This window comes from Eikenella corrodens (assembly GCF_003990355.1).
Classification (GTDB): domain Bacteria; phylum Pseudomonadota; class Gammaproteobacteria; order Burkholderiales; family Neisseriaceae; genus Eikenella; species Eikenella corrodens_B.
Map to the genome: position 1 here is coordinate 523,180 of NZ_CP034670.1, position 21,170 is coordinate 544,349.

Annotated in this window: 27 protein-coding genes; 22 read left to right on the forward strand and 5 right to left on the reverse strand. The window is 53.1% G+C overall.

Going from position 1 to position 21,170, the window contains the following annotated elements; genetic code table 11:
- The first annotated feature begins 31 nt into the window (after positions 1-31).
- From rpsM to ELB75_RS02755, 12 genes are all read left to right on the forward strand, one after another.
- Positions 32-397: a 30S ribosomal protein S13 gene (gene rpsM, locus ELB75_RS02695; protein WP_064088776.1), complete on the forward strand. Its 366-nt coding sequence runs from the start codon at positions 32-34 to the stop codon at positions 395-397.
- Positions 398-410: 13 nt separating this feature from the next.
- Positions 411-806: a 30S ribosomal protein S11 gene (gene rpsK / locus ELB75_RS02700; RefSeq protein ID WP_003823823.1), complete on the forward strand. Its 396-nt coding sequence runs from the start codon at positions 411-413 to the stop codon at positions 804-806.
- Positions 807-823: 17 nt separating this feature from the next.
- Positions 824-1,444: a 30S ribosomal protein S4 gene (gene rpsD, locus ELB75_RS02705; RefSeq protein ID WP_126982612.1), complete on the forward strand. Its 621-nt coding sequence runs from the start codon at positions 824-826 to the stop codon at positions 1,442-1,444.
- A 29-nt stretch (positions 1,445-1,473) separates the two neighbouring features.
- Complete coding sequence (locus ELB75_RS02710) at positions 1,474-2,451, forward strand: DNA-directed RNA polymerase subunit alpha (RefSeq protein ID WP_126982613.1); 978 nt, start codon at positions 1,474-1,476, stop codon at positions 2,449-2,451.
- Positions 2,452-2,478: 27 nt separating this feature from the next.
- Positions 2,479-2,865 (forward strand): 50S ribosomal protein L17, encoded by a 387-nt coding sequence (gene rplQ, locus ELB75_RS02715; protein ID WP_126982614.1) that lies wholly within the window; start codon positions 2,479-2,481, stop codon positions 2,863-2,865.
- Positions 2,866-3,217: 352 nt separating this feature from the next.
- Positions 3,218-4,013, forward strand: a protein-coding gene (locus ELB75_RS02725) for an IS5 family transposase (RefSeq protein WP_126982325.1) whose coding sequence is annotated in 2 segments (ribosomal slippage) — positions 3,218-3,583 and positions 3,585-4,013 — 795 coding nt in all. Because the reading frame shifts where the segments join, the coding sequence is not laid out codon by codon here.
- Positions 4,014-4,295: 282 nt separating this feature from the next.
- Positions 4,296-5,012, forward strand: a complete 717-nt coding sequence (locus ELB75_RS02730; protein ID WP_126982616.1) for an AzlC family ABC transporter permease — start codon at positions 4,296-4,298, stop codon at positions 5,010-5,012.
- On the forward strand, positions 5,005-5,307 hold the full coding sequence (locus tag ELB75_RS02735; RefSeq protein WP_023887672.1) for an AzlD family protein: 303 nt from the start codon (positions 5,005-5,007) through the stop codon (positions 5,305-5,307). Before ELB75_RS02730 ends, ELB75_RS02735 begins: the two co-directional genes overlap by 8 nt.
- Before the next feature lie 285 nt (positions 5,308-5,592).
- Positions 5,593-5,784: a zinc-finger domain-containing protein gene (locus ELB75_RS02740; RefSeq protein ID WP_126982617.1), complete on the forward strand. Its 192-nt coding sequence runs from the start codon at positions 5,593-5,595 to the stop codon at positions 5,782-5,784.
- A gap of 281 nt (positions 5,785-6,065) precedes the next feature.
- A complete protein-coding gene (gene waaF, locus ELB75_RS02745) occupies positions 6,066-7,121 on the forward strand; it encodes a lipopolysaccharide heptosyltransferase II (RefSeq protein ID WP_126982618.1) in 1,056 nt (351 codons plus the stop codon).
- Positions 7,118-8,437 carry an FAD-binding domain-containing protein gene (locus ELB75_RS02750; RefSeq protein ID WP_126982619.1) on the forward strand — a complete coding sequence of 440 codons (1,320 nt, stop codon included), beginning with the start codon at positions 7,118-7,120 and terminating at the stop codon, positions 8,435-8,437. The genes waaF and ELB75_RS02750 overlap by 4 nt, the downstream gene beginning before the upstream one ends.
- An 80-nt stretch (positions 8,438-8,517) precedes the next feature.
- Positions 8,518-9,132: a hypothetical protein gene (locus tag ELB75_RS02755; RefSeq protein ID WP_126982620.1), complete on the forward strand. Its 615-nt coding sequence runs from the start codon at positions 8,518-8,520 to the stop codon at positions 9,130-9,132.
- Here the strand turns inward: ELB75_RS02755 and metG are convergent.
- The 3 genes from metG to nudB all read right to left on the reverse strand — a co-directional run bounded on the left by metG (position 9,129) and on the right by nudB (position 12,480).
- Entirely contained in the window at positions 9,129-11,195 is a 2,067-nt protein-coding gene (metG, locus tag ELB75_RS02760) for a methionine--tRNA ligase (RefSeq protein WP_126982621.1), read from the reverse strand. The genes ELB75_RS02755 and metG overlap by 4 nt on opposite strands.
- Positions 11,196-11,484: 289 nt before the next feature.
- Entirely contained in the window at positions 11,485-11,958 is a 474-nt protein-coding gene (gene pncC / locus ELB75_RS02770) for a nicotinamide-nucleotide amidase (RefSeq protein WP_126982622.1), read from the reverse strand.
- A gap of 36 nt (positions 11,959-11,994) precedes the next feature.
- Complete coding sequence (nudB, locus tag ELB75_RS02775) at positions 11,995-12,480, reverse strand: dihydroneopterin triphosphate diphosphatase (RefSeq protein WP_126982623.1); 486 nt, start codon at positions 12,478-12,480, stop codon at positions 11,995-11,997.
- Between the two features lie 125 nt (positions 12,481-12,605).
- Between nudB and ELB75_RS02780 the strand changes: the two genes are divergently transcribed.
- Positions 12,606-13,286: an IS1595 family transposase gene (locus ELB75_RS02780; protein ID WP_126982624.1), complete on the forward strand. Its 681-nt coding sequence runs from the start codon at positions 12,606-12,608 to the stop codon at positions 13,284-13,286.
- A gap of 61 nt (positions 13,287-13,347) precedes the next feature.
- On the opposite strand, the gene ELB75_RS02785 is transcribed toward ELB75_RS02780, so the two are convergent.
- On the reverse strand, positions 13,348-14,037 hold the full coding sequence (locus tag ELB75_RS02785) for a pseudouridine synthase (RefSeq protein WP_126982625.1): 690 nt from the start codon (positions 14,035-14,037) through the stop codon (positions 13,348-13,350).
- A gap of 379 nt (positions 14,038-14,416) precedes the next feature.
- Positions 14,417-15,079 carry a YiaD family glycine zipper/OmpA-like lipoprotein gene (locus ELB75_RS02790; RefSeq protein WP_206501501.1) on the reverse strand — a complete coding sequence of 221 codons (663 nt, stop codon included), beginning with the start codon at positions 15,077-15,079 and terminating at the stop codon, positions 14,417-14,419.
- 362 nt (positions 15,080-15,441) lie between these two features.
- On the opposite strand from ELB75_RS02790, the gene cysS reads away from it, so the two are divergent.
- The 9 genes from cysS (at position 15,442) to ELB75_RS02830 (ending at position 21,145) form a co-directional block, all read left to right on the forward strand.
- A complete protein-coding gene (cysS, locus tag ELB75_RS02795) occupies positions 15,442-16,884 on the forward strand; it encodes a cysteine--tRNA ligase (RefSeq protein ID WP_126982627.1) in 1,443 nt (480 codons plus the stop codon).
- A gap of 258 nt (positions 16,885-17,142) precedes the next feature.
- Positions 17,143-17,433 carry a hypothetical protein gene (locus ELB75_RS02800; protein ID WP_126982628.1) on the forward strand — a complete coding sequence of 97 codons (291 nt, stop codon included), beginning with the start codon at positions 17,143-17,145 and terminating at the stop codon, positions 17,431-17,433.
- Between the two features lie 68 nt (positions 17,434-17,501).
- Positions 17,502-18,824 (forward strand): replication initiation factor domain-containing protein, encoded by a 1,323-nt coding sequence (locus ELB75_RS02805; protein ID WP_126982629.1) that lies wholly within the window; start codon positions 17,502-17,504, stop codon positions 18,822-18,824.
- Between the two features lie 3 nt (positions 18,825-18,827).
- Positions 18,828-19,148 carry a hypothetical protein gene (locus ELB75_RS02810; protein ID WP_064087737.1) on the forward strand — a complete coding sequence of 107 codons (321 nt, stop codon included), beginning with the start codon at positions 18,828-18,830 and terminating at the stop codon, positions 19,146-19,148.
- 13 nt (positions 19,149-19,161) lie between these two features.
- The gene (locus tag ELB75_RS02815; protein WP_064104057.1) at positions 19,162-19,377 is read left to right on the forward strand and encodes a hypothetical protein; all 216 of its coding nucleotides are present in this window, start codon (positions 19,162-19,164) and stop codon (positions 19,375-19,377) included.
- A 267-nt stretch (positions 19,378-19,644) separates the two neighbouring features.
- On the forward strand, positions 19,645-19,794 hold the full coding sequence (locus ELB75_RS12415; RefSeq protein WP_153715565.1) for a hypothetical protein: 150 nt from the start codon (positions 19,645-19,647) through the stop codon (positions 19,792-19,794).
- Positions 19,795-19,877: 83 nt separating this feature from the next.
- Entirely contained in the window at positions 19,878-20,093 is a 216-nt protein-coding gene (locus ELB75_RS02820) for a hypothetical protein (RefSeq protein WP_126982630.1), read from the forward strand.
- Positions 20,094-20,111: 18 nt separating this feature from the next.
- Positions 20,112-20,417, forward strand: coding sequence for a hypothetical protein (locus tag ELB75_RS02825; RefSeq protein WP_126982631.1), 306 nt, complete (start codon positions 20,112-20,114; stop codon positions 20,415-20,417).
- Positions 20,414-21,145 (forward strand): hypothetical protein, encoded by a 732-nt coding sequence (locus ELB75_RS02830; RefSeq protein WP_126982632.1) that lies wholly within the window; start codon positions 20,414-20,416, stop codon positions 21,143-21,145. Before ELB75_RS02825 ends, ELB75_RS02830 begins: the two co-directional genes overlap by 4 nt.
- Positions 21,146-21,170: the final 25 nt, after the last annotated feature.

Sequence of the window (21,170 nt, forward strand, 5' to 3'; positions counted from 1 at the left end):
TTGTAGCTTTTCGTCTTAAAGGAAACGAAGAATGGCTCGTGTTGCAGGAGTGAATATTCCTAATAATGCCCATGTTGTAATTGGTTTGCAGGCGATTTACGGTATTGGTGCAAGTCGTGCAAAATTGATTTGTAGTAATGCAGCTATTGCCCCTGATACTAAGGTAAAGGATTTAACAGAAGGACAGTTGGATGCTTTACGTGAGCAGGTTGCGCAATATGAAGTGGAAGGCGATTTGCGCCGAGAAATTACTATGAGTATCAAGCGATTAATCGATATGGGTTGCTATCGTGGTTTTCGTCACCGCCGTGGCTTGCCATGTCGCGGGCAGCGTACTAGGACTAATGCACGTACCAGAAAAGGCCCTCGTAAGGCAATTGCAGGCAAAAAAGGTTAGGAGATTAAGTTAAATGGCTAAAGCAACTACAGCTGCGCGTACGCGTAAAAAAGTACGGAAAGTAGTGAATGATGGTATTGTGCATATTCATGCCTCTTTTAATAATACTATCATTACAATCACTGATCGACAGGGTAATGTTCTGTCTTGGGCTACGTCTGGTGGTGCGGGATTTAAAGGATCTCGTAAAAGTACCCCCTTTGCCGCTCAGGTAGCTGCAGAAGCTGCTGGTAAGGCTGCGCAGGAGTACGGTGTGAAGAATTTGGAAGTTCGCATTAAAGGGCCAGGGCCAGGTCGAGAGTCTTCTGTTCGCTCTCTAAATGCTATTGGCTTTAAGATTGTAAGTATTACTGATGTTACTCCATTGCCTCATAATGGATGTCGTCCACCTAAAAAACGTCGTATTTAATCTGGAGTAATTAACTTATGGCACGTTATATTGGCCCTAAATGCAAATTAGCTCGTCGAGAAGGTAGCGATCTTTTTTTGAAAAGCGCGCGCCGTTCTATTGAATCAAAATGTAAACTCGAAAATGCTCCTGGTCAGCACGGTGCGAGAAGGGGCCGTTTGTCTGATTATGGTATCCAACTGCGCGAAAAACAAAAAATCCGCAGGTTGTATGGTGTGTTAGAGAGACAGTTCCGCCGTTATTTTGCAGAAGCTTCGCGCCGTAAAGGTGCTACTGGTGAGCTATTGTTACAACTGCTTGAATCACGGTTGGATAACGTAGTATATCGTATGGGTTTTGGTTCTACTCGTGCCGAAGCTCGTCAGTTGGTGTCCCATAAGGCAATTTTGGTAAATGGTGAGGTAGTTAATATCCCATCTTTCCAAGTAAAGGCTGGAGATACTGTTTCTGTTAGGGAAAAAGCTAAGAAGCAGGTTCGCATTCAGGAATCATTGCAGTTAGCTACTCAAATTGGCTTGCCAAGTTGGGTTTCTGTGGATGCTGAGAAACAAGAGGGTGTATTTAGGAATATGCCTGATCGTGTTGACTTGTATAGTGATATTAACGAACAGTTAGTGGTTGAGTTCTACTCAAAATAATTTCATTGGCTCAAAAAAGGGGCAGTTAAATGCAAAACAGCACCTATGAATTTCTGAAGCCGCGACAGATTGATGTGGATGCTTTGTCTGCAACGCGTGCAAAAGTTTTTATGGAGCCATTTGAGCGGGGTTTTGGTTATACATTAGGTAACGCATTGCGTCGTATATTGTTGTCATCAATGAATGGCTTCGCACCTACAGAGGTGGTAATTAATGGCGCATTGCATGAATATTCTACTTTAGATGGTGTTCAGGAAGATGTTGTAGACATCTTGCTGAATATTAAAGGTGTGGTATTCAAGCTCCAGGGTCGTGATTCGGTTCAGGTTAGCTTAAATAAGTCAGGTAGCGGTGTGGTGACGGCTGCTGATTTGGAATTACCACATGACGTGGAAGTAATTAATCCAGAACATGTTATTTGCCGCTTGTCTGATAATGGCAAGATTGAACTAACAATTACTGTGAAAAAAGGCCGTGGATATCAAACCGTTAGTAGCAGGAATGATGACCACAAACAAATTGGCGCTATTCACTTGGATGCCAATTTTTCTCCGGTTCATCGTGTTAGCTTTGAGGTTCAGGCTGCACGTGTGGAGCAACGGACGGACTTAGATTGTTTGGTTTTAGATATAGAGACCAATGGTGCAATTGATCCAGAAGAAGCAGTTCGCCGGGCCGCTCGGATACTGATTGATCAGATGTCAGTATTTGCTGACTTGGAAGGTACGCCGGTTGAGGAGTCGAAGGAAGAAGCTCCGCCTATCGACCCGATTCTGCTACGGCCAGTAGATGATTTGGAATTGACTGTTCGCTCAGCGAATTGCTTGAAAGCTGAAGATATCTACTATATTGGTGATTTGATTCAGCGAACTGAAACTGAGTTGCTGAAGACTCCGAATCTGGGTAGAAAATCTTTGAACGAGATTAAAGAAGTACTGGCTTCAAAAGGCTTGACCTTGGGCTCAAAACTGGATGTGTGGCCACCTGTTGGTTTGGATAAGCCTTAATATTTAATTGAAAAGGATAATAAGATTATGCGTCATGGTAATGCCAACCGCAAATTAAACCGTACAAGCAGCCATCGTGCAGCAATGTTACGTAATATGGTTAACTCGCTTTTAACTCATGAAACTATCGTGACTACTTTGCCTAAGGCTAAAGAGTTGAGACGAGTAGTAGAGCCTTTGATTACTTTGGGTAAGAAGCCTTCTTTGGCTAATCGCCGTACTGCTTTTAATCGCACTCGCGACAGAGATGTTGTGGTGAAACTGTTCGACGAATTAGGTACTCGTTTTGCCAACCGCAATGGTGGTTATGTACGTATTTTGAAATATGGCTTCCGTAAGGGTGATAATGCGCCGTTGGCACTGGTTCAATTGACCGACTTGGCCGCAGAAGACTCAAATATTGAAGCAGCATAACTGCATAATTAAATTAAAAGCTGGATTCTATGTGTTATTACATAGGATTCAGCTTTTAATTTATAGGAAGTTAAGCACTGAGGTTGACTTATATAGTGAATTAAATTTAAACCAGTACAGCGTTGGCTCGCCTTGCCGCAACGTGTGTACTGTCTGCGGCTCGCCGCCTTGTCCTGATTTTTGTTAATCCACTATAGTTAATCAATCGAAATTTTGCTACGGTGCTGTTTGTGCTTTGTTACCACTTTGTATTGAGATCTAAGTTAGCTGGGTGTGACTGGAGTGATTATTTTCATTTGTAGGAAGTCATTAGATCTATTGCGAAAGTATCCTGAAGATTTACAATTCCCAAATGAAATACGAAAACCTCATCCAAAGAAGCGATAGCGAATTCAAACGGCTCACAGGTGTAACGCCCGTCCTTTTTCACGAAATGCTGCAAGTCACCACAGAAGCAGAAAGCCGGAAGGTCAAGTCAGGCAGGCCGCATACGCTCGGTTTGGCAGACCAACTGCTGCTTACCCTAAGCTATCTGCGCCATTACCATACCCAACTCGAATTGGCCGCCATCTACGGCCTTTCCGAAAGCAATGTCTGCCGCACCATCCGTAAAACCGAGGACGCCCTCATCCGTTGCAAACGCTTCTCCCTGCCAAAGCACAAGAATCCGGGCGACCAAACGGTCATCATTGACGTTACCGAAAGCCCGATTGAACGTCCCAAAAAAACAGCGGCAGTATTACAGCGGCAAGAAAAGGCGGCACACGGTTAAAATCCGGGTCATATACGGCAGGGAAACGGAAAAAATCATCAGCATCCGGACGGGGATGGGTGCCCGGCATGACATGCGTTTAGCCAAGAGGCACCTTGCAGAGCTTTATCCCTACAAAATAGTCATTGCGGATAAGGGTTATCAAGGATTGGCCAAAACCGGATTACAGACCCCGAAAAAGAAATCCAAACGTCATCCGCCGGACAAACAGGATAAAGAGGCGAACAGGCGGTTAGGCAAACTCAGAACCGTCATCGAGCACATCAACAGGAAACTGAAGATATTCAAAATATTGTCGCTGCCTTACCGCAACAGGCGGAAACGGTTCGGGTTAAGGGCAAATCTGATTGCAGGACTGGTTAATGCGATGGGATGAATATTTTCGCAAGAGGTCTATTATATTGCTTACACTTTGTCTATGGCTGGTGGTTTTTCTTTTGTTTAAAAGCTTTTAAACAAGTTGTTAGTAAAGTACGAAAGTGCAAACAAAGCTTTTGATTTCTATATGTTAGTTAGGTTGATCACGTAGTAAAGCCGGTATTCTTCTTTTTGTGTTATTTTGTACCGCTGTATTGCAGAGAGGCGTACTAGTGTTAACAGGGTACCAGTTCTCATGGCGCTGATCTAATGCCACCTAATCTAATCAAGTTTTATCATCATGTATCATTCCACCACTTTTGCCGAATTCCGACGCGGTATTATCGAAGCCGTCCCTATCCTGATAGGCGTGATGCCGTTCGGGCTGATTTTGGGCACTCGGGCGGCGCAGCAGGGGATGAGCTGGCTGGAGGTGGTGCTGATGATGGGGCTGAACTTTGCGGGCGGTTCTGAATTTGCCGCAGTCAGTTTGTGGCGGAGTCCACTGCCCGTTCTGCTGATTGTCGGCACTACTTTTCTCATTAACAGCCGGCATATTTTGATGGGCGTGGCATTTATCCCGTTTGTCCGGCATTTGCCATTGAAGAAGCTGTTGCCGGTATTGTTCTTTATGACCGATGAAAGTTGGGCGATGAGCCTAGCCGATGCCGGGAAGCGGCAGCAGGCAGGGCTGCCTGCGTTTAGTCTACTTTACTATTTCGGCACGGCTACTGCATTGTATTTGCTGTGGATAACTTGCGGCTTCATCGGTGCTCGATTTGGCTATTTGCTTGGGAATGTGGAAAACTTGGGTTTCGGTATGGCTTTCCCGGCCGTGTTTCTAGTGCTGATACGGGGAATGTGGCGCACTTGGCGGGCGGCCTTGCCGTGGCTGGCCAGCTTGATAAGTGCTGCCGGTGTTTACCTCTTATCGCCGCACAACGGCTGGTATGTGCTGGCCGGCACGTTTGTTGGCTTGGCGTGGGCGTTTTTCGACCAAGGGGCACAGCATGATTAGTTGGACCTCTCTGCTGGCCATTTTGGGCATGCTGGCCGTAACCTACTCCACTCGGCTGCTCGGTTTTTTCGCCTTTCGCAACCGCGTGTTGTCGGCAAGGGCCAAGCGTGTGATGACTGCTGCCCCCGGTTGCGTGCTGATTTCGGTTATCGCACCCCATTTCGTGTCTAACAAACCGCATGAATTAGTGGCTCTGGCCATCACGCTATTGGCAGCCAGCCGCCTGCCGATGCTGCCCACCGTACTGATTGCCGTAGCCAGCAGCGGTTTGCTGGGCTGGCTGATGGCAGGATGAGGCTACCTGAAAGTTTCTGCTAAGCCCCGTCTGATTGCCCCCTATTTTCAGGTAGCCTTTCTACCAACACGGACGTGTGCCACCATGGCTGCACGCTACACCTCCCATTCAAGCATCGGTATAATTCCGTTATGTCGGCTGAATCAGCAAGCCAGTCAAATACATTTCCATCATAAGGCATAAGGCGGCCCGGCAATATACCAAGTAGATGGTATGCAACCGAAGCGGCTCAATCGCTGCCAAATGTGCCGGCCACCATGCCAACTCCCAATAAGGACAACTTCCATGCCCTACCAAGCCCAACCCCCCATCGTCATCACCCCTGCCGACCTGCCCCTGCATTGCAGCGGCCCCACGCACGAGGCTTGGAATGGCCATCCGCGTGTATTTTTGCCGATTACTTCCAACGGCAGTATCGAATGCCCGTATTGCGGCAGCATCTATAAGCTCAACGGTGAAGTAGATCGGCATCACTAACGCACAGTTTTAGTATAGCGGGGCTTCTATGGCTACCGCTTGTGCCCGCTTAAGCATCTCCACAGGAATTCTCTATTGTGGCAAATCAAAGCCGCCAGAGGCTACCTGAAAAATGCCTGCCTATTGTTCTCTAGCAAACCAGCTTAACTTTCGCTACGGCGTTGGTTCGCCGGGTCGTACTCCTGTATTGTTTACGGCTCACTGCCTTACATCGAAAGTCAATTTGGCTTGCTAGATAGCGACAGATCGATTCATTCGCTATATCCTGCCGACTCCTTGCCATGTCCAAACACATCCTTATCATCTCTCCTTCTTGGATTGGCGATTGCGTGATGACGCAGCCGCTCTACCGCCGCCTGCACGAACTGCACCCCGGCTGCCAGATCGACGTATTCGCGCCCAAGTGGTCGATGGCCGTGTTCGAGCGCATGCCCGAAATCAACCGGATTTTGGAAAACCCCTTCGCCCACGGCGAATTGCAGCTGCGCGAGCGTTGGCGGCTGGGCAAAGAGCTGGCGCGTCGCGGCTATGACCAAGTGATCGTGTTGCCCGGCTCGTTTAAATCTGCGCTGATTGCCCGCGCCGGCGGCATCGTGCAGCGCACCGGCTATGTGGGCGAGAGCCGCTATCTGCTGCTCAACGACATCCGCAAGCTGGATAAGGCCGCGTTGCCGCTGATGGTTGATCGTTACACCGCCTTGGCCTACCCGAAAGGCGTGCCGTTCGAACCGCGTCCCGGCGATTTCCCCCGCCTCGCCGTTTCCGCTGCCGCCAGCGCAGCCGCCATGCAGACACATGGTCTAGACAACGCCCGGCCAATCGCCGCCTTCTGCCCCGGCGCAGAATACGGCCCGGCCAAACGCTGGCCGCCGCGCCATTTTGCCGCATTGGCCAAACGCTATGCCGCCAAAGGCCATCAGATTTGGCTGTTCGGCTCGGCCAAAGACCACGAAACCGCCGAAGAAGTGCAGCGGCTTTCAGGTAGCCTCTGCACCAATTTGTGCGGGCGCACCAGCCTTTCTGAAGCCATCGATTTGCTTGCCCTAGCGCAAATCGTGGTGTGCAACGACAGCGGCCTGATGCACCTGGCTGCCGCGCTAGACCGCCCGCTGGCCGCCGTGTACGGCTCGTCCAGCCCCGAGCACACCCCGCCCCTGAGCCCGTACGCGCAGGTGGTGAGCCTGCACCTCGAGTGCAGCCCCTGCTTCAAACGCGAATGCCCGCTCGGCCACACCGACTGCCTCAACAAACTTGACCCGGAATTGGTGCACCAAGCAGGCTGCCGTGCCATCTGCTCCCGCTTCCCCGAACAAATGCCGGAAACCCCTGCAAAATGAGCGTGCCCACCACCTTAGTCTGGTTCCGCCACGACCTGCGCACCGACGATCAACCCGCCCTGCAAGCGGCTGCCCGCAGCGGCCGCCCGCTGCTCGGCCTGTATGTGTGGCCGAACGAAGGCGCGCTCACGGCGCAGCGGCGCTATTTTATTTGGCAGAGCCTGCGCGATTTGCAGGCGCGGCTGGCCGAGTGCGGTATTCCGCTGCATGTGCGCGAAGGTAACTCCGTGCAGGCGGTGGCCGAAACGGCGGCACATTGCCGCGCGGCGGAAGTGGTGTGCACAAGCGACGGGGTGGGGCAGGGCGCATTACGCGCCGCGCTGGAAAAGCAGGGCTGCCGCCTGCACAGCGTGGCCGACGGCTTATTGCAGCCGCCCTTCCAATTTATCCGTGCGCCGTATTTTAACGAGCCGGCCTTTGCCGCGTTTCAGGTAGCTTGGCAGGCCGCGTGCGTTGAACAATATGCCGCTTGGCAAGCACCGGCCTGGCCGCCGCCGGATTTGGCCGCGCAGCAGCAAAGGCTACCTGAAAATCTGAAAACCGCCGGGCTGCCAGTTGTGCCCCGCGCCGTGCTGACCATTCCCGGCGGCGAAACCGCCGCCCGGCGGCAGTTGGCCGAGTTTTTGCTGCGCCTGCCGTATTACCCCGTGTTGCGCAGCCTGCCCGCCCAACACGGCAGTTCGCAGCTCTCGCCGCATCTGGTGTTCGGCACGCTGTCGGTGCGCCGGGCGTGGGCAGCCGCTAGCAATACGCCCGATGCCGCTGCCTGGCACGAGGCTTTGGCTCGGCGCGAATTTTGGCGGCATTATTTCCGCCAATATCCCGATGTGTTGCAGCAAGGCCTGCCCGAACACCGCGCCGCAGCCGGGCAGCCCAACGAAGCGCTGCTGGCCGCTTGGCAGCAAGGCATAACCGGCTACCCGCTGGCCGATGCCGCCATGCGCCTGCTGCGCGACACCGGCTGGCTGCCGCACAGCCTGCGCCGTTTCTGCGCCGCCTTTTTCTGCCGCGTGCTGGGCGGCCGCTGGCAGGATGGTGCCGACTGGTTTGCCCGACAACTGCTGGATTTCGAGCCTGCCGCCAACAGCGGCAACTGGCAGCAGGCTGCCGGCTTGGGCGGCAAGCAGGTTGAGCGGCAGCCCTTCAACCCCGTGGTGTGGTCGCAAAAGCTCGATCCCGACGGCCAATTCATCCGCCGCCATCTGCCGCAGTTGGCACACCTCGACAGCCGCCGTATCCACGCCCCGTGGCTGGCCGCAGCCGAAGTGAACACCAACGGCTACCCCTCGCCAGTGGCGGATTATCGGGCGCGCTAGGGCAGGGCGATATTAAAGGCTACCTGAAAAACGGGTAACTTCGTTGCCGCTTTCAGGTAGCCTTTGGCTTTGGCGCTATAATGCAGCCTTTTCACAACCAACGATTGCTTGCCATGTACCGATTGATGAGTGATGCCGCCAACCTGATGCGGCTGCGATTGCGCCCTGCCGAAGAATATACCTACCCATTGCCGGATTGCTTGGGCGCGCTGGTGATGGTGGCTGCGGTGAACACTGCGATGTTTTCACCCGTGTTGAACGGGCAATATGGCATGATAGCGTTTGTATTGTGTTTAAATCTGGTGAAATGGCCGGTGTTTGCCGGCGTGATGACCCGGCTGATGGGCGCACTCGGCGGCCGGTGGCAATCTTTGTGGGGCTACACGCTGCTTACCGAAGTGCTCTCTTTGCCTGCTTTGTTGATTCTGTACGTACCCAGTCTGGCACTGTTGCTGCAAGTTTGGATGGCTTGGACGTTTGCTGTGGGCGTGATGGGCTATGCCCGCCTCTGCGGGGTGCGGCCATGGCGATTATGGTGCTGTTTGCTGCGGCCGGCATTATCAATCAAACGCAGCTGGAGCAGAATATGCAGCGCTGGCAGCAGCAGATGGTTGCACCGCAGCAGCAAAAATAAACGGCAGCTGGAGTATAGAAAAAGGCTACCTGAAATTTCAGGTAGCCTTTTTAGCATTTAGCCCACTTTATCCCCAGGCTGTGCGCCGGCATCGACATCGAGCAGCCTCAGTTTGCCCTCGGCGGTGGCGGCAGAGAGGATCATGCCTTCGGATACGCCGAATTTGGCCATTTTGCGCGGTGCGAAGTTGGCGACGGCGATGACCATGCGCCCGTTCAGCTCGGCGGGGGTGGGATAAGACGCGGCGATGCCGGAGAAGATGATGCGTTTTTCAAAACCGAAATTGAGGTCGAATTTCAGGAGTTTGGTGCTGCCTTCGACGGCTTCGCAGTTCAATACTTTGGCGACGCGCATGTCGATTTTCATGAAGTCGTCGAAGCTCGCCTGTTCGGCGACTTTTTCGTATTTGCTGTCTTCAACAGGCGCAGGGGTCGTCTGAATGCTTTGTTTGTTGGCTTCGATTAAATCGTCCACTTGTTTTTGCTCCACTCGTTGCATTAAATGTTCGTATTTGTTGATGGCGTGTTCGCCCAAGGTTTCGCGCGTGTTCGCCCAGGTAATCGCGTCCAGATTGAGGAAACGCGCGGCGTTGGCGGCGGTTTGCGGCAACACGGGGGCGAGGTAGGCGGTCAGCATGGTGAAGGCGTTGATGAGTTCGCTGCATACTTCGTGCAGGCGTTCGTCTTGGCCTTCCTGTTTGGCGAGCTCCCACGGTTTGTTGGCATCGACGTATTCGTTCACGGCATCCGCCAATGCCATGATGTCGCGCAGGGCGCGGGCGTATTCGCGGTTTTCGTATTGTTCGGCAATGTTGTCGCTTTCGGCGGCGAGTTTTTGCAATAACAGGCTACCTGAAACGTCTTTCAGACGGCCTTCAAAGCGTTTGGCCAGAAAGCCTGATGCGCGGGCGGCGATATTGACATATTTGCCGACGAGGTCGCTGTTGACGCGGCTGATAAAGTCTTGCAGGTTCAAATCGATGTCTTCGATTTTGCTGTTGAGTTTGGCAGCGATGTAGTAACGCATCCACTCGGGGTTCAGGCCTTGTTCCAGATAGGATTTGGCGGTGATGAAGGTGCCGCGCGATTTGGACATTTTTTGTCCGTCCACGGTCAGGAAGCCGTGTGCGTACACGCCGGTCGGGGCGCGGTGGCCGGAGAAATGCAGCATGGCGGGCCAGAACAGGGCGTGGAAATAGAGGATGTCTTTGCCGATGAAGTGGTACATCTCGGTTTGGCTGTCGGCTTTGAAGTATTCGTCGAAATCGATGCCGATGCGGTCGCACAGGTTTTTAAACGACGCCATGTAGCCGACGGGCGCGTCCAGCCAGACGTAGAAGTATTTGCCCGGCGCGTCGGGGATTTCGAAACCGAAATACGGCGCGTCGCGGGAGATGTCCCAGTCGGACAGGGTGGTTTCTTCGCCTTCGCCCAACCATTCTTTCATTTTGTTGAGGGCTTCGGCTTGCAGATGGGGCTTGCCGTCGTGCGGGTTGTGGCCGGAAGTCCATTCTTTCAGGTAGCCCGCGCATTCGCCCAGTTTGAAGAAGAAGTGTTCGGATTCGCGCAATTCGGGTTTGGCACCGGAAACGGCGGAATACGGGTTGATCAGTTCGGTCGGGGAATAGGTCGTGCCGCAGACTTCGCAGTTGTCGCCGTATTGGTCTTGGGCGTGGCATTTGGGGCATTCGCCTTTGACGAAGCGGTCGGGCAGGAACATTTGTTTTTCGGGGTCGAAAAGCTGCTCGATGACGCGGCTTTCGATTTTGCCGTTGGCTTTCAGCGCGCGGTAAATGTCTTGGGAAAACTGTTTGTTTTCAGGGGAATGGGTGCTGTAATAATTGCTGTAGCCGATGTGGAAGCCGGTGAAGTCGGCGAGATGCTCTTCGCGCACTTTGGCAATCATGTCTTCGGGCGCGATGCCTTGTTTTTGCGCGGCAAGCATCACGGGCGTGCCGTGGGTATCGTCGGCGCAGCAGTAGTGGCACTCGTGGCCGCGCAGTTTTTGAAAGCGCACCCAAACGTCGGTTTGGATGTGTTCGACCATGTGGCCGAGGTGGATGCTGCCGTTGGCATAGGGCAGGGCGGAGGTAACGAGGATTTTGCGTTGCGGTGATTTGGTCATGATTCGCGGTTTGTTGGAAAGATGGAAATGGGCGGTATAGCGGATTAACAAAAATCAGGACAAGGCGGCGAGCCGCAGACAGTACAAATGGTACGGCAAGGCGAGGCAACGCCGTACTGGTTTAAAGTTAATCCGCTATATTATGCCACAAAGGGCCTGCGCTTAGCAGACGCAAAGGCTACCTGAAAGGGTTTCAGGTAGCCTTTGGATGGCAGAAGGGTTAGCTGAAATTGAGCTTTGCGGAAACCTGCGAGCCAGCTTCGGCAGCCTTTCGGAATTTAATCTAACCCTATCGCTCCAAATACTTTTTCATCAGCATCAGGGCAAAGCGCACGGCTTGGGTGCGGATGGCTTCGCGGTCGCCTTCGAAGTGCTGCTCTTTGGCCCAGATGCGCTGTTTGGTGGCGAGGCTGAACCAAACCGTGCCCACGGGTTTGTCTTCGCTGCCGCCGTCGGGGCCGGCGATGCCGGAAATGCTGATGGCGTAGTCGGCCTTGGTGGCGATGAGTGCGCCCAGCGCCATTTCGCGCACGGTTTCCTCGCTCACCGCGCCGTAGTGGCTGAGGGTGGTGGCGTTTACGTTGAGAAGCTGCTGTTTGGCGTGGTTGCTGTAGGTGACGAAGCCGGTTTCAAACCAGGCGGAACTGCCGGGCAGGCGGGTGAGCGCGGCGGCGAGCAGGCCGCCGGTGCAGGATTCGGCGCAGGTGATGGTTTCGTCGCGTTGGGCGAGTTGTTGGGTAACTTCTTGCAGCAGGGTATCCATGACAGGCTCGTTTGTGGGAATGGCCGCCATCATCTATCAAAGCGGTGGGGCAGTCAATTTTTCAGGTAGCCTGCCTTCGGTTTCGGCGGCCAGACGCAACAATGCTTCGCGGTTGGAGGGGGAAAAGGCGAGACGGGCGGCTTCGGCCAGCGGCAGCCAGCGGTGGGCGCGGTGTTCGCGCGCGGAAAGGCGCACGGGGCTGGCGGCAGGGATGCGGGCGGAGAAGACGTGTTCGGTGTTGCGGGTAACGCCGGGGGCGTAGCGGTGGCGCCAGTGTTCGTAGATTTCGTATTCGTTTTGCGTGTGCCAGTCTTTGAGATCTTCCGGCGCGAGCAGGATGCCGGTTTCTTCGGCCACTTCGCGCAGGGCGGTGGCAAACGGGGTTTCGCCTTCTTCCAGGCTGCCGGTTACGGATTGCCAAAAGCCGGGCGGGGACACGCGCTCGAGCATCAGGGCGCGGCCTTGCCCGTCGTGCAGCACCACGAGCACGGATTCGGGGCGTTTGTAGGCGGGGCGGTTCATGGGCGGGCTTTCTTTGCGAAGGGGTTTAAAAGGAATGTGCGGTGGCGCCGGTTCGCCTTGCTGTACTGATTTAAATTTAGGGGCTTAGGAAGCAAAATCACAAAATATAGTGATAAGCTTCTGAAATGGATTTAAAAAACAAGTACCAAAAGTGCAGTAAAATTACCGAGGCCAAATTCCGTCAGATCCTGCGGCTTTTCGCCTTAGATTTGACCGCTTCCGATACCGCCAAACTGACCGGAATCAGTGTCAGAAGCGTCAACAGCCTGTACCTGAAATTGCGCCGGCGTTTGGCTGACGAATGCGGGAGGCAGGCACCTTTATACGGCATTGTAGAATTGGACGAATCCTATTTTGGTGCCAAACGTATCAGGGGCAAACGCGGGCGCGGTGCGGGTGGGAAAACTATCGTTTTCGGCATTTTGAAACGTGGGGACAAGGTTTATACCGAGATTGTTCCCGATGCTTCCAAAGCGACGCTGCAAAAGGTCATTAGAGGTCGTGTCGGTATCGAGAGCGTCATCAATACCGACGGTTGGCGCGGTTATCAGGGATTGGTTGACATGGGTTTTGCCAAACATTTCAGGGTACATCATGGTGACAATGAGTTTGTCCGCGGTACGCGGCATATTAACGATATTGAATCTTTTTGGAGCTACGCCAAGCATCGCTTGGTGCAATTTAACGGGGTGCCGAAGCATACCTTTTACCTGCATTTAAAAGAAACCGAGTTCCGCTTCAACCACCGGCATGATGATCTGTATAAAGTGCTATTGAAAATGTTGCGGGAAAACCCTTTAAAATGAATTTTGCTTCCTAAGCCCCAAATTTAATTCACTATACTTTGGCCTCAAATGTGCAAGCCGTTCAATCCCCTGGCTGGATAAAGCGCCATTGCCCCGGCAGCAAATCCCCACATTCCCAATCGCCGAAGCGTAGGCGGTGCAGGGCTTCCACTCGATTGCCGGCGGCGGCCACCATGCGTTTTACCTGGTGGTATTTGCCCTGGGTGAGGGTGAGCAGCAGGCTGTGCGGGTTTTCCAATTCGGCCGCGGCGGCGGATACGGTTTCGTTGTCGTCGTGCAGCAGCACGCCTTGGCGCAAGGCGGCACACAGGCTTTCGTCGGCCGGGTGCTTGAGCGTGGCGCGGTAGAGTTTGGCCACATGGTGTTTGGGCGAGGTTTGGCGGTGGTTGAACGCGCCGTCGTTGGTGATGAGCAGCACGCCGGTGGTGTCGGCATCGAGCCGCCCGACGGCTTGCGGCTCGGTGGCGCGGATGTGGTCGGGCAGCAGGGAAAACACGCTGGGGTAGTCGCGCGGGTTGTGCGAAGTTTCGTAGCCGGCGGGCTTGTGCAGCAGGATGTAGTAGTGCGGCAGGGGAATGACGGCAATCTCTTCGCCGTCGATGGCAAGGCGCTGCACTTGGGCGGGCTCGATTTCGGCATCGGGCCGTTCGGCGGTTTCGCCGTTGATTTCAATGCGGCCTTGTTCGATGAGTCGGCGGCATTGCTTGCGGCTGCCGATGCCTTGGGCTTGCAGGTATTTGGTCAGTTGCATGGCGGGCGGATAATGGGATGGGGGTGGGGATTATAGCAGGCAGCCCGGGGCTACCTGAAAACCGCGTGTATGGCTTGCTTCGCGCACGGCCTGCCCGTGCGGCTGATGTTATAGTGAATTAACAAAAACCGGTACAGCGTTGTCTCGCCTTGCCGTAAAGTGTGTACTGTCTGCGGCTCGCCGCCTTGTCCTGATTTTTGTTAATCCACTATATATGCAAAAGGCTACCTGAAAACGGTCAACCGTGTTTCAGGTAGCCTTGATGCGGACGGATAATATAATGAATAATGTGACCATGCTTGTTTGAAGTTTATCCGCCGTTTAAAGAAAAGCACGCCGATTGGCTTCCGGCGTGCTTTTGTCCGTCTGATCTATGTGCTTACTGCTGCTGGCCTGCCTGGGTGGTGGGGTTGATCAGGATTTCCACACGGCGGTTTTGTGCGCGGCCGCTTTCGGTGGAGTTGTCGGCCACCGGCGAGCGTGAGCCGTAGCCCACGGTGCTGATGCGGCTGGCAGCCACACCGCGGCCGGTGAGATAACCGGCAACGGAGCGGGCGCGGTTTTCAGACAAGGGGTTGTTGATGCGGTCGTTGCCGGTGTTGTCGGTGTGTCCGGCCACGGTGATGGTGGTTTCCGGATACTGCGTCAGCACATTGGCCACGGTGTTGAGCGAATTGACTGCGTCCGGGCTCAGGCTGGCGCTGTTGGTGGCGAAGGTAACGCCGCTGGGCATGGTCAGCTTGATTTGGTCGCCTTTGCGTTCCACTTCCACCGGCGTGTTGGCCAGCTCTTGGCGCAGACGGCGCTCTTGAAGGTCCATATAGCCGCCTACGCCTGCGCCCACCACGCCGCAGCCCAATGCCGCATTGCGCGCGCCTTTACTGCCGTGCGTGATGGCACCGATGGCGCCGCAGGCCGCCGCGCCGCCGAGGCCGTAGAGCGCGGTTTTGGAAATGGTTTGCTGACCGGTAACCGGGTCGGTAACGCAGCCGTTCAGGGCAAAGGTGGCGGCTAGGGTTAATACAGTCAGACGTTTCATCATCATTGATATCCTTTTTTGGGAGAGTTTGGTGAAAACAACAAGTTAATATAAAACACGCTGCCTACAGCAGGCACTATAGGCGAGCTGCCGCACAAACAAAAGCCGCCGCTGCAACATTTACCGTTTTCAAAACTTTCCAAATGTTTGTTTACATTTGCCCGCCAGGTGGCTGCAAACAAGGCTTTCGGCTACAATGCCCTTCCCAACAACCTGATGGGCTACCTGAAAACAGGCCGCGCCTATCCTACTTCTTTCTGCCCGCGCTCGCCTTGACAGCAAATAATTTTCAGCGGCGCAGAAACTTCGCTGCGGCCGCATTTTCAGGTAGCCTCCAATCTTTAACCAACCACTTCCATTGCACTATGCCAACTATCTACAACACCCTCACCCGCCAAAAAGAGCCCTTCGCCCCCATCGATCCCGAAAACGTGCGCATGTACGTTTGCGGCATGACCGTATACGACTACTGCCACTTAGGCCACGCCCGCGTGATGGTGGTGTTCGACATGATTGCCCGCTGGCTGCGCGAATGCGGCTATCCGCTCACTTATGTGCGCAACATCACCGACATCGACGACAAAATCATCGCCCGCGCGGCCGAAAACGGCGAAACCATCGGCGAGCTCACCGCCCGCTTTATCCAAGCCATGCACGAAGATGCCGATGCCTTGGGCGTGTTGCGCCCCGACGTTGAGCCGAAGGCCACGGAAAACATTCCGCAGATGATTGCCATGATTGAAGCCCTGATTCGCAACGGCAAAGCCTATCCCGCCGCCAACGGCGACGTTTATTACGCCGTGCGCGAGTTTGCTGCTTACGGCCAATTATCCGGCAAATCGCTGGACGACCTGCGCGCCGGCGAGCGCGTGGAAGTGGACGGTTTCAAACGCGACCCGCTCGATTTCGTGCTGTGGAAAGCCGCCAAAGCAGGCGAGCCGGCCTGGGAAAGCCCGTGGGGCAACGGCCGCCCGGGCTGGCACATCGAATGCTCCGCCATGAGCGACAACCTGTTCGGCGACACCTTCGACATCCACGGCGGCGGCGCGGATTTGCAGTTCCCGCACCATGAAAACGAAATCGCCCAAAGCGTTGGCGCCAGCGGCCATGTTTGCGGACACGAACACGCGCACACCCACCACGGCCAAAGCATCGCCAGCCACGTTAAATACTGGCTGCACAACGGCTTTATCCGCGTGGACGGCGAAAAAATGTCCAAATCCCTGGGCAACTTCTTCACCATCCGCGACGTGCTGAAGCAATACGATCCCGAAGTCGTGCGCTTCTTCATCCTGCGCGCCCACTACCGCAGCCCGCTGAATTATTCGGATGCGCACCTCGACGATGCCAAAAACGCCCTCACCCGCCTCTACAACACCCTGGCCAACGTGCCGCCCGCAGCCGAGTTTGGTTCAGCCGAAACTCTTCAGGCAGCCTCCGAAACCAACGACTACACTCGCCGCTTCTTCGCCGCCATGAACGACGATTTCGACACCGTGCAGGCCGTGGCCGTATTGTTCGAGCTGGCCGGCGAAGCCAACAAAACCCGGTCTGCCGAGCTTGCCGGCTGCCTCAAAGCCCTTGCCGGCACCATCGGGCTGCTGCAACGCAACCCCACCGAATTCCTGCAAGGCGGCGCACCCGCAAACGGTTTGAGCAGCGAAGAAATCGAAGCCCTCATCGCCCGGCGCAAACAAGCCCGCGCCGACAAAAACTGGGCCGAATCCGACCGCATCCGCGACCTGCTCGCCGAGCAAGGCATCACCCTGCGCGACGGCGCGGACGGCACCAGCTGGACACGCGGCTGATAAGTTGGAGTTGGCTGTGAGCCAACCACGCTGTTGATTCCCGCAACAAAGGCTACCTGAAATTTCAGGTAGCCTTTTTTCAGGTAGCCTTTAGCGGGTATCGGATTGGAGAATCCAACCTACGGTTTTTCAGGTAGCCCTTATATATTTCGCGCCGTCGGGGGCTAGTCCTGACGGTATCTTTGCCAGACAGGCATTATCCACATCATAAGGCTGGACTAGCTCTCTTTGATCAAGCTAACTCAAAGGAGCTTTTTTATGTCTTATCAATTACCTACCTATCCAAACATTACCGCCTATCTAGGCCAGCAGCCAGGCGATCTCTTTTGCGAGCTCGCCATCAAACTGAACATCGAATCGGATCGCAGCTTCATCCTCTTTGAACACATAATCGAATCAGATCACCTTTCAGCCGACAGCGTGCGCCGGTTACTCGATACCTACGTCAGATTCGTTATTGACGCCATCGAATTACAAATTCCCTTTTTCCGCAACGTATCAGAAACCGAGTTCGAGCAAGTTGTTCCCGGATTCGAAATGGTGGCGTAAATGGCTAAGAAGCATAAAAACGCGTACCGGATTACTCCGAAATTCGTCATGCCGAAGAAGCGGCGAAGATGAAGCCGGCTGCGGCGGCGGATGGCCGCCCTGCGGCCGCCGCCGGAGCGGCCGGCGACAATCGCCCCCCTAGGCTAACAGGGGGGGAGCAAAAAACCCAAAGACCATTAGCGGGGGAGCAAAAAATTGACTGGGCGGCCTATCAGGAAAGCGAATACTTTAAAACCTTCGTGACCAACCAGCGCGGCAAGCTTATAGAAATCCCATTACGCAAAGGCCGTGAAGATGGCGCCCTAATCGACTATCTGACTTTCACTTTCAGAAGGGAAAGCCTGATTGAATATTTCAAGAATCGCATCATCGGCGATAACGAATACATCGTGGTTGCCAGCGAAATGTTACAAAAAATCTTCGGCTACGGCCTGACCAAAAAAATGCCAGGCAAAGGCAAGTTTTTCTATCAAGGCTATTACCAAGTCGGCCCCGATAACGCCCCATACGGCACCCTGCATTACGGCGGCCAGCGCGATACCGTCTTAGTCGACTTGACCGGCACCGGTTGCCAAGCCGCAAAGCCCGGCTGGGAAGTCCGCCTTTATCAATTTTTGCAGGTAGCCATTAACGCCCGTATTACCCGTTGCGACGTTGCCCATGATTTTTTCAACGGCGAATACACCCCGGAACAAGGCATTTCCGATCATGCAAAAGGTTTGTATGACAACCATAACATTCGCCCAAAAATCGAACGCCGCGGCACGGCATGGATGAACGAGGACAACACCGGCAAAACCCTCTACATAGGACGCAAAGGCTCTTCCAAGCTGCTGCGAATTTATGAAAAAGGCAAAAAGTTTGGCGATGAAAACAGCCCGTGGGTTCGTTTCGAAGTCGAATTCAGAAAACACGATTGCCTGATACCCATAGATATTTTGCTGTATCCCGGGCAATACCTGACCGGCGCATTTCCGATTGGCGAGCAACTCTTTACCACTCCCGCCAGCCGTATAGAAACCAAAACCCAAACTGTGAACCTTTCCTTTGACCAAAAAGAATTTCACGCAAAAAACCAGGTAGGCCGCTTCGTCCGTTTCCTAGTCGATATAGGGCTACCTGATAAAGAAATCGTCAAAAGATTGTGCGGCGAACAAAACAAATATCCGAAAGGTTTAGATCCTTCCGAATACGATTGCGAAGCCATCAAAACTTATTACCTGCATGACGAAGGCTTCAAACCATTGGATATAGACCAATTCAAAATGACCTTGGATAACTATCTTTTAGATGATGCTTATGAAGATAGATTGAGTAATGCTCATAGAGTCGCAGAAGCATTAGTAAATCAGCAAGACTACGAATACTTTTTCATTCAAGAAAGGAATTAACAAATGGATTTCAGCAAATTACAACAGCCACTTTTCGAACGCGCCATCATCATGGGCGTAACCCGTTTTAAAGGCGAAATTGACGGCAGTGAAATTGATTCATGCACCGTTTTCCGTGCTGCTCCCTTCAATGATGCCAGCGGCAATGCAATGGGTCTTGGCCTGGCTAAAGTTCGTTTCGGCAGCAGCAGCAACTTTGACCGTTTTGCCGGTCTGACCTTCCCTTGTGAGCTGGAAATTCAGCTTGCCCGCGTAACCAACGGCAGCGGCAAAGAAACCGTCGTTATGAAAGACTTCCGACCGGTTGCCGAAGCCAAAAAATAGAAAGGCGTAAGCCATGGAAGAACGCTACATCGTGCAGGATTTGGACACCTTCGAATTCCTGTACCCGGAAAGAACGGGCGGAATAGGTTTAACGCCCTATCTCAAGTTGGCCGGGCATTTCTCAACCCGTGCCGATGCAATGGAAGCCGGAATAGACGAACTGGGTTCAGAGTTTGCCGTTTTCGCCTTCTTCGTACCGCAAGAATCGAACAAAGAAACCAAACAATAAAGGGGCTTTCTGTCGTTGCCGGGCGGCCAGCGACATTAAACCTTTGAGAAGCCGCCCACTAATTTTTTGGAAGCAGGAATGTTAACCGGTATTGCACACATCATCGTTCCGCTGATTAGAGAGCAGGGGTTCATTGATATGCTGATTCAATATATGGGAGTCATATTGGGAGTAATTTTTCTTTTTTTTTGTTTTGAAGCATTAACGTTATCCGGTAAGTAACTGAAAAATCTTTCACGATCCATTAATTTTTCGAGAGGAGTAAAAATGCCATTTTATAGTTATGAAGAATTTGAAGAAGCCGTTGGAGAAATCGACGATGATGAAATGGTAGATGATTTCCATACTTGGGAAGAGCTTCAGGAAGAGTATCCGGATGGCGTATTTGACGAAGATGCCGAATTTATCCCGTTCTGATTGTTTTTAAGAAATTAACGCTATCCGGGCGGCGTTAATCAAGTAAATGCCCGATTTGAAAACTTGTTTTAAAGGAAAACATCATGTTGAAACTGAAACATAAAGCTACGGCCTTGGCCGTTATGGCCTCCGCCTTCATCGCTACTAACGCTTCCGCAGGCGCGGTAGCTGACGCAGTAACCGCCGCTACCGGCGATTTCAAAACCGACTTGGCTTCAGTTGGCGGTATTGCCGTAGGTCTCGGCCTGATCGGTATCGCCTTCATCGCCGGTATCCGTTTGATTAAACGCGCGGTCTAAAGAGTAAGGGCGGGCATCATGGAAGGCTATTTGGCAGGAGGTCAATGCTTCGGCTCTGTGCAGGAAGCGTCCGATTACAAAATGTCTCAAGTGGTGCCTGCCATTACCGCAGATGGGAGCCTAAAAACTCCCGTCTATCAAAACGGCAAGTGGTATTACGGTTCGCAGGAAGTCAAGCTGACTTTTCCGCCGTGCGATCCAGCCGCCTACGTTACAGATGGCGTCCTAATCGCTTCAGTCGCCATATCAGTTGCCGCTTTCGCCTTCGTTATACGTTGGACAATCCGCGTATTCCAACAAGCCAATGAAAATCCCGAAAAATGAGCGATCCGAACAAAATTCAGCCGCCTAAGAAGGGTATTGAAATGGTTAAAGGCGGGGGCTATCCCGCTAAAGCCGTTTCTACCAGCGTTCAGCAGCATACCGCGCCCATTCAAACCGATATGTATTTGATCGGAGCCGAAGCGGTTAAATGGGCATTGATTGGGCTGGCTTTTTATGCTGCTTTCCGTTTGTTTAGAAGCGCCATCATGGATGCCTTGGGCTTTAGAAAAAGCCGGAAGGAAGCCAAAGAAGCGGAAGCGTTGAATGAAAACGGATTGGAAAACTTGGATCAAGATCCAATGAGTGAAGAAGAACAAGAAACATATATTCCAAGTAGTGACCCATTAACTGAATTTGAAGGTTTGGACGGAGAAGAACCGCCGGACAATATGCCGGACAGTCCCGAAGAAGATCCGGGTTTGCAATACGATTTAGAAAATGAGCGGTGGGAAATTAATGCCAGTGCCGCTTTGCAAGAAGGTCATGAATATGGTTCGGATGAGTTTTATAGCCGTATTGCGGAATTAGAGGAAATGGATAGGTTGGTTGAAGAGTATGAACCTTCTGAATCTGACGATGAGCCGCCGGAATCCGATATGTCGTTAGATGATGAAGCTTTGGAAATAGCGGTTGCGGAATCAGATGACTGGGAAAAAGAGGCTAACTCCGGTGCGTTGGATGAGCGTGTGGAACGAATAAAACAGGAATTGCAACAGGAAAATCAATAATGCCACCTGAAATCTACTTTCTGGC

Bases quoted from the DNA above. Each gene is read 5' to 3' on its own strand.
- ELB75_RS02735 (WP_023887672.1), top strand. From the start codon at position 5,005: ATGATTAGTTGGACCTCTCTGCTGGCCATTTTGGGCATGCTGGCCGTA.
- ELB75_RS02800 (WP_126982628.1), top strand. From the start codon at position 17,143: ATGTCTTATCAATTACCTACCTATCCAAACATTACCGCCTATCTAGGC.
- metG (WP_126982621.1), bottom strand. From the start codon at position 11,195: ATGACCAAATCACCGCAACGCAAAATCCTCGTTACCTCCGCCCTGCCC.
- nudB (WP_126982623.1), bottom strand. From the start codon at position 12,480: ATGAACCGCCCCGCCTACAAACGCCCCGAATCCGTGCTCGTGGTGCTG.
- cysS (WP_126982627.1), top strand. From the start codon at position 15,442: ATGCCAACTATCTACAACACCCTCACCCGCCAAAAAGAGCCCTTCGCC.
- pncC (WP_126982622.1), bottom strand. From the start codon at position 11,958: ATGGATACCCTGCTGCAAGAAGTTACCCAACAACTCGCCCAACGCGAC.
- rpsK (WP_003823823.1), top strand. From the start codon at position 411: ATGGCTAAAGCAACTACAGCTGCGCGTACGCGTAAAAAAGTACGGAAA.
- ELB75_RS02730 (WP_126982616.1), top strand. From the start codon at position 4,296: ATGTATCATTCCACCACTTTTGCCGAATTCCGACGCGGTATTATCGAA.
- ELB75_RS02815 (WP_064104057.1), top strand. From the start codon at position 19,162: ATGGAAGAACGCTACATCGTGCAGGATTTGGACACCTTCGAATTCCTG.
- ELB75_RS12415 (WP_153715565.1), top strand. From the start codon at position 19,645: ATGCCATTTTATAGTTATGAAGAATTTGAAGAAGCCGTTGGAGAAATC.
- ELB75_RS02830 (WP_126982632.1), top strand. From the start codon at position 20,414: ATGAGCGATCCGAACAAAATTCAGCCGCCTAAGAAGGGTATTGAAATG.
- rpsD (WP_126982612.1), top strand. From the start codon at position 824: ATGGCACGTTATATTGGCCCTAAATGCAAATTAGCTCGTCGAGAAGGT.
- ELB75_RS02755 (WP_126982620.1), top strand. From the start codon at position 8,518: ATGCAGCCTTTTCACAACCAACGATTGCTTGCCATGTACCGATTGATG.
- ELB75_RS02750 (WP_126982619.1), top strand. From the start codon at position 7,118: ATGAGCGTGCCCACCACCTTAGTCTGGTTCCGCCACGACCTGCGCACC.
- ELB75_RS02785 (WP_126982625.1), bottom strand. From the start codon at position 14,037: ATGCAACTGACCAAATACCTGCAAGCCCAAGGCATCGGCAGCCGCAAG.
- ELB75_RS02710 (WP_126982613.1), top strand. From the start codon at position 1,474: ATGCAAAACAGCACCTATGAATTTCTGAAGCCGCGACAGATTGATGTG.
- rplQ (WP_126982614.1), top strand. From the start codon at position 2,479: ATGCGTCATGGTAATGCCAACCGCAAATTAAACCGTACAAGCAGCCAT.
- rpsM (WP_064088776.1), top strand. From the start codon at position 32: ATGGCTCGTGTTGCAGGAGTGAATATTCCTAATAATGCCCATGTTGTA.
- ELB75_RS02780 (WP_126982624.1), top strand. From the start codon at position 12,606: ATGGATTTAAAAAACAAGTACCAAAAGTGCAGTAAAATTACCGAGGCC.
- waaF (WP_126982618.1), top strand. From the start codon at position 6,066: ATGTCCAAACACATCCTTATCATCTCTCCTTCTTGGATTGGCGATTGC.
- ELB75_RS02790 (WP_206501501.1), bottom strand. From the start codon at position 15,079: ATGATGAAACGTCTGACTGTATTAACCCTAGCCGCCACCTTTGCCCTG.
- ELB75_RS02825 (WP_126982631.1), top strand. From the start codon at position 20,112: ATGGAAGGCTATTTGGCAGGAGGTCAATGCTTCGGCTCTGTGCAGGAA.
- ELB75_RS02810 (WP_064087737.1), top strand. From the start codon at position 18,828: ATGGATTTCAGCAAATTACAACAGCCACTTTTCGAACGCGCCATCATC.
- ELB75_RS02740 (WP_126982617.1), top strand. From the start codon at position 5,593: ATGCCCTACCAAGCCCAACCCCCCATCGTCATCACCCCTGCCGACCTG.
- ELB75_RS02820 (WP_126982630.1), top strand. From the start codon at position 19,878: ATGTTGAAACTGAAACATAAAGCTACGGCCTTGGCCGTTATGGCCTCC.
- ELB75_RS02805 (WP_126982629.1), top strand. From the start codon at position 17,502: ATGAAGCCGGCTGCGGCGGCGGATGGCCGCCCTGCGGCCGCCGCCGGA.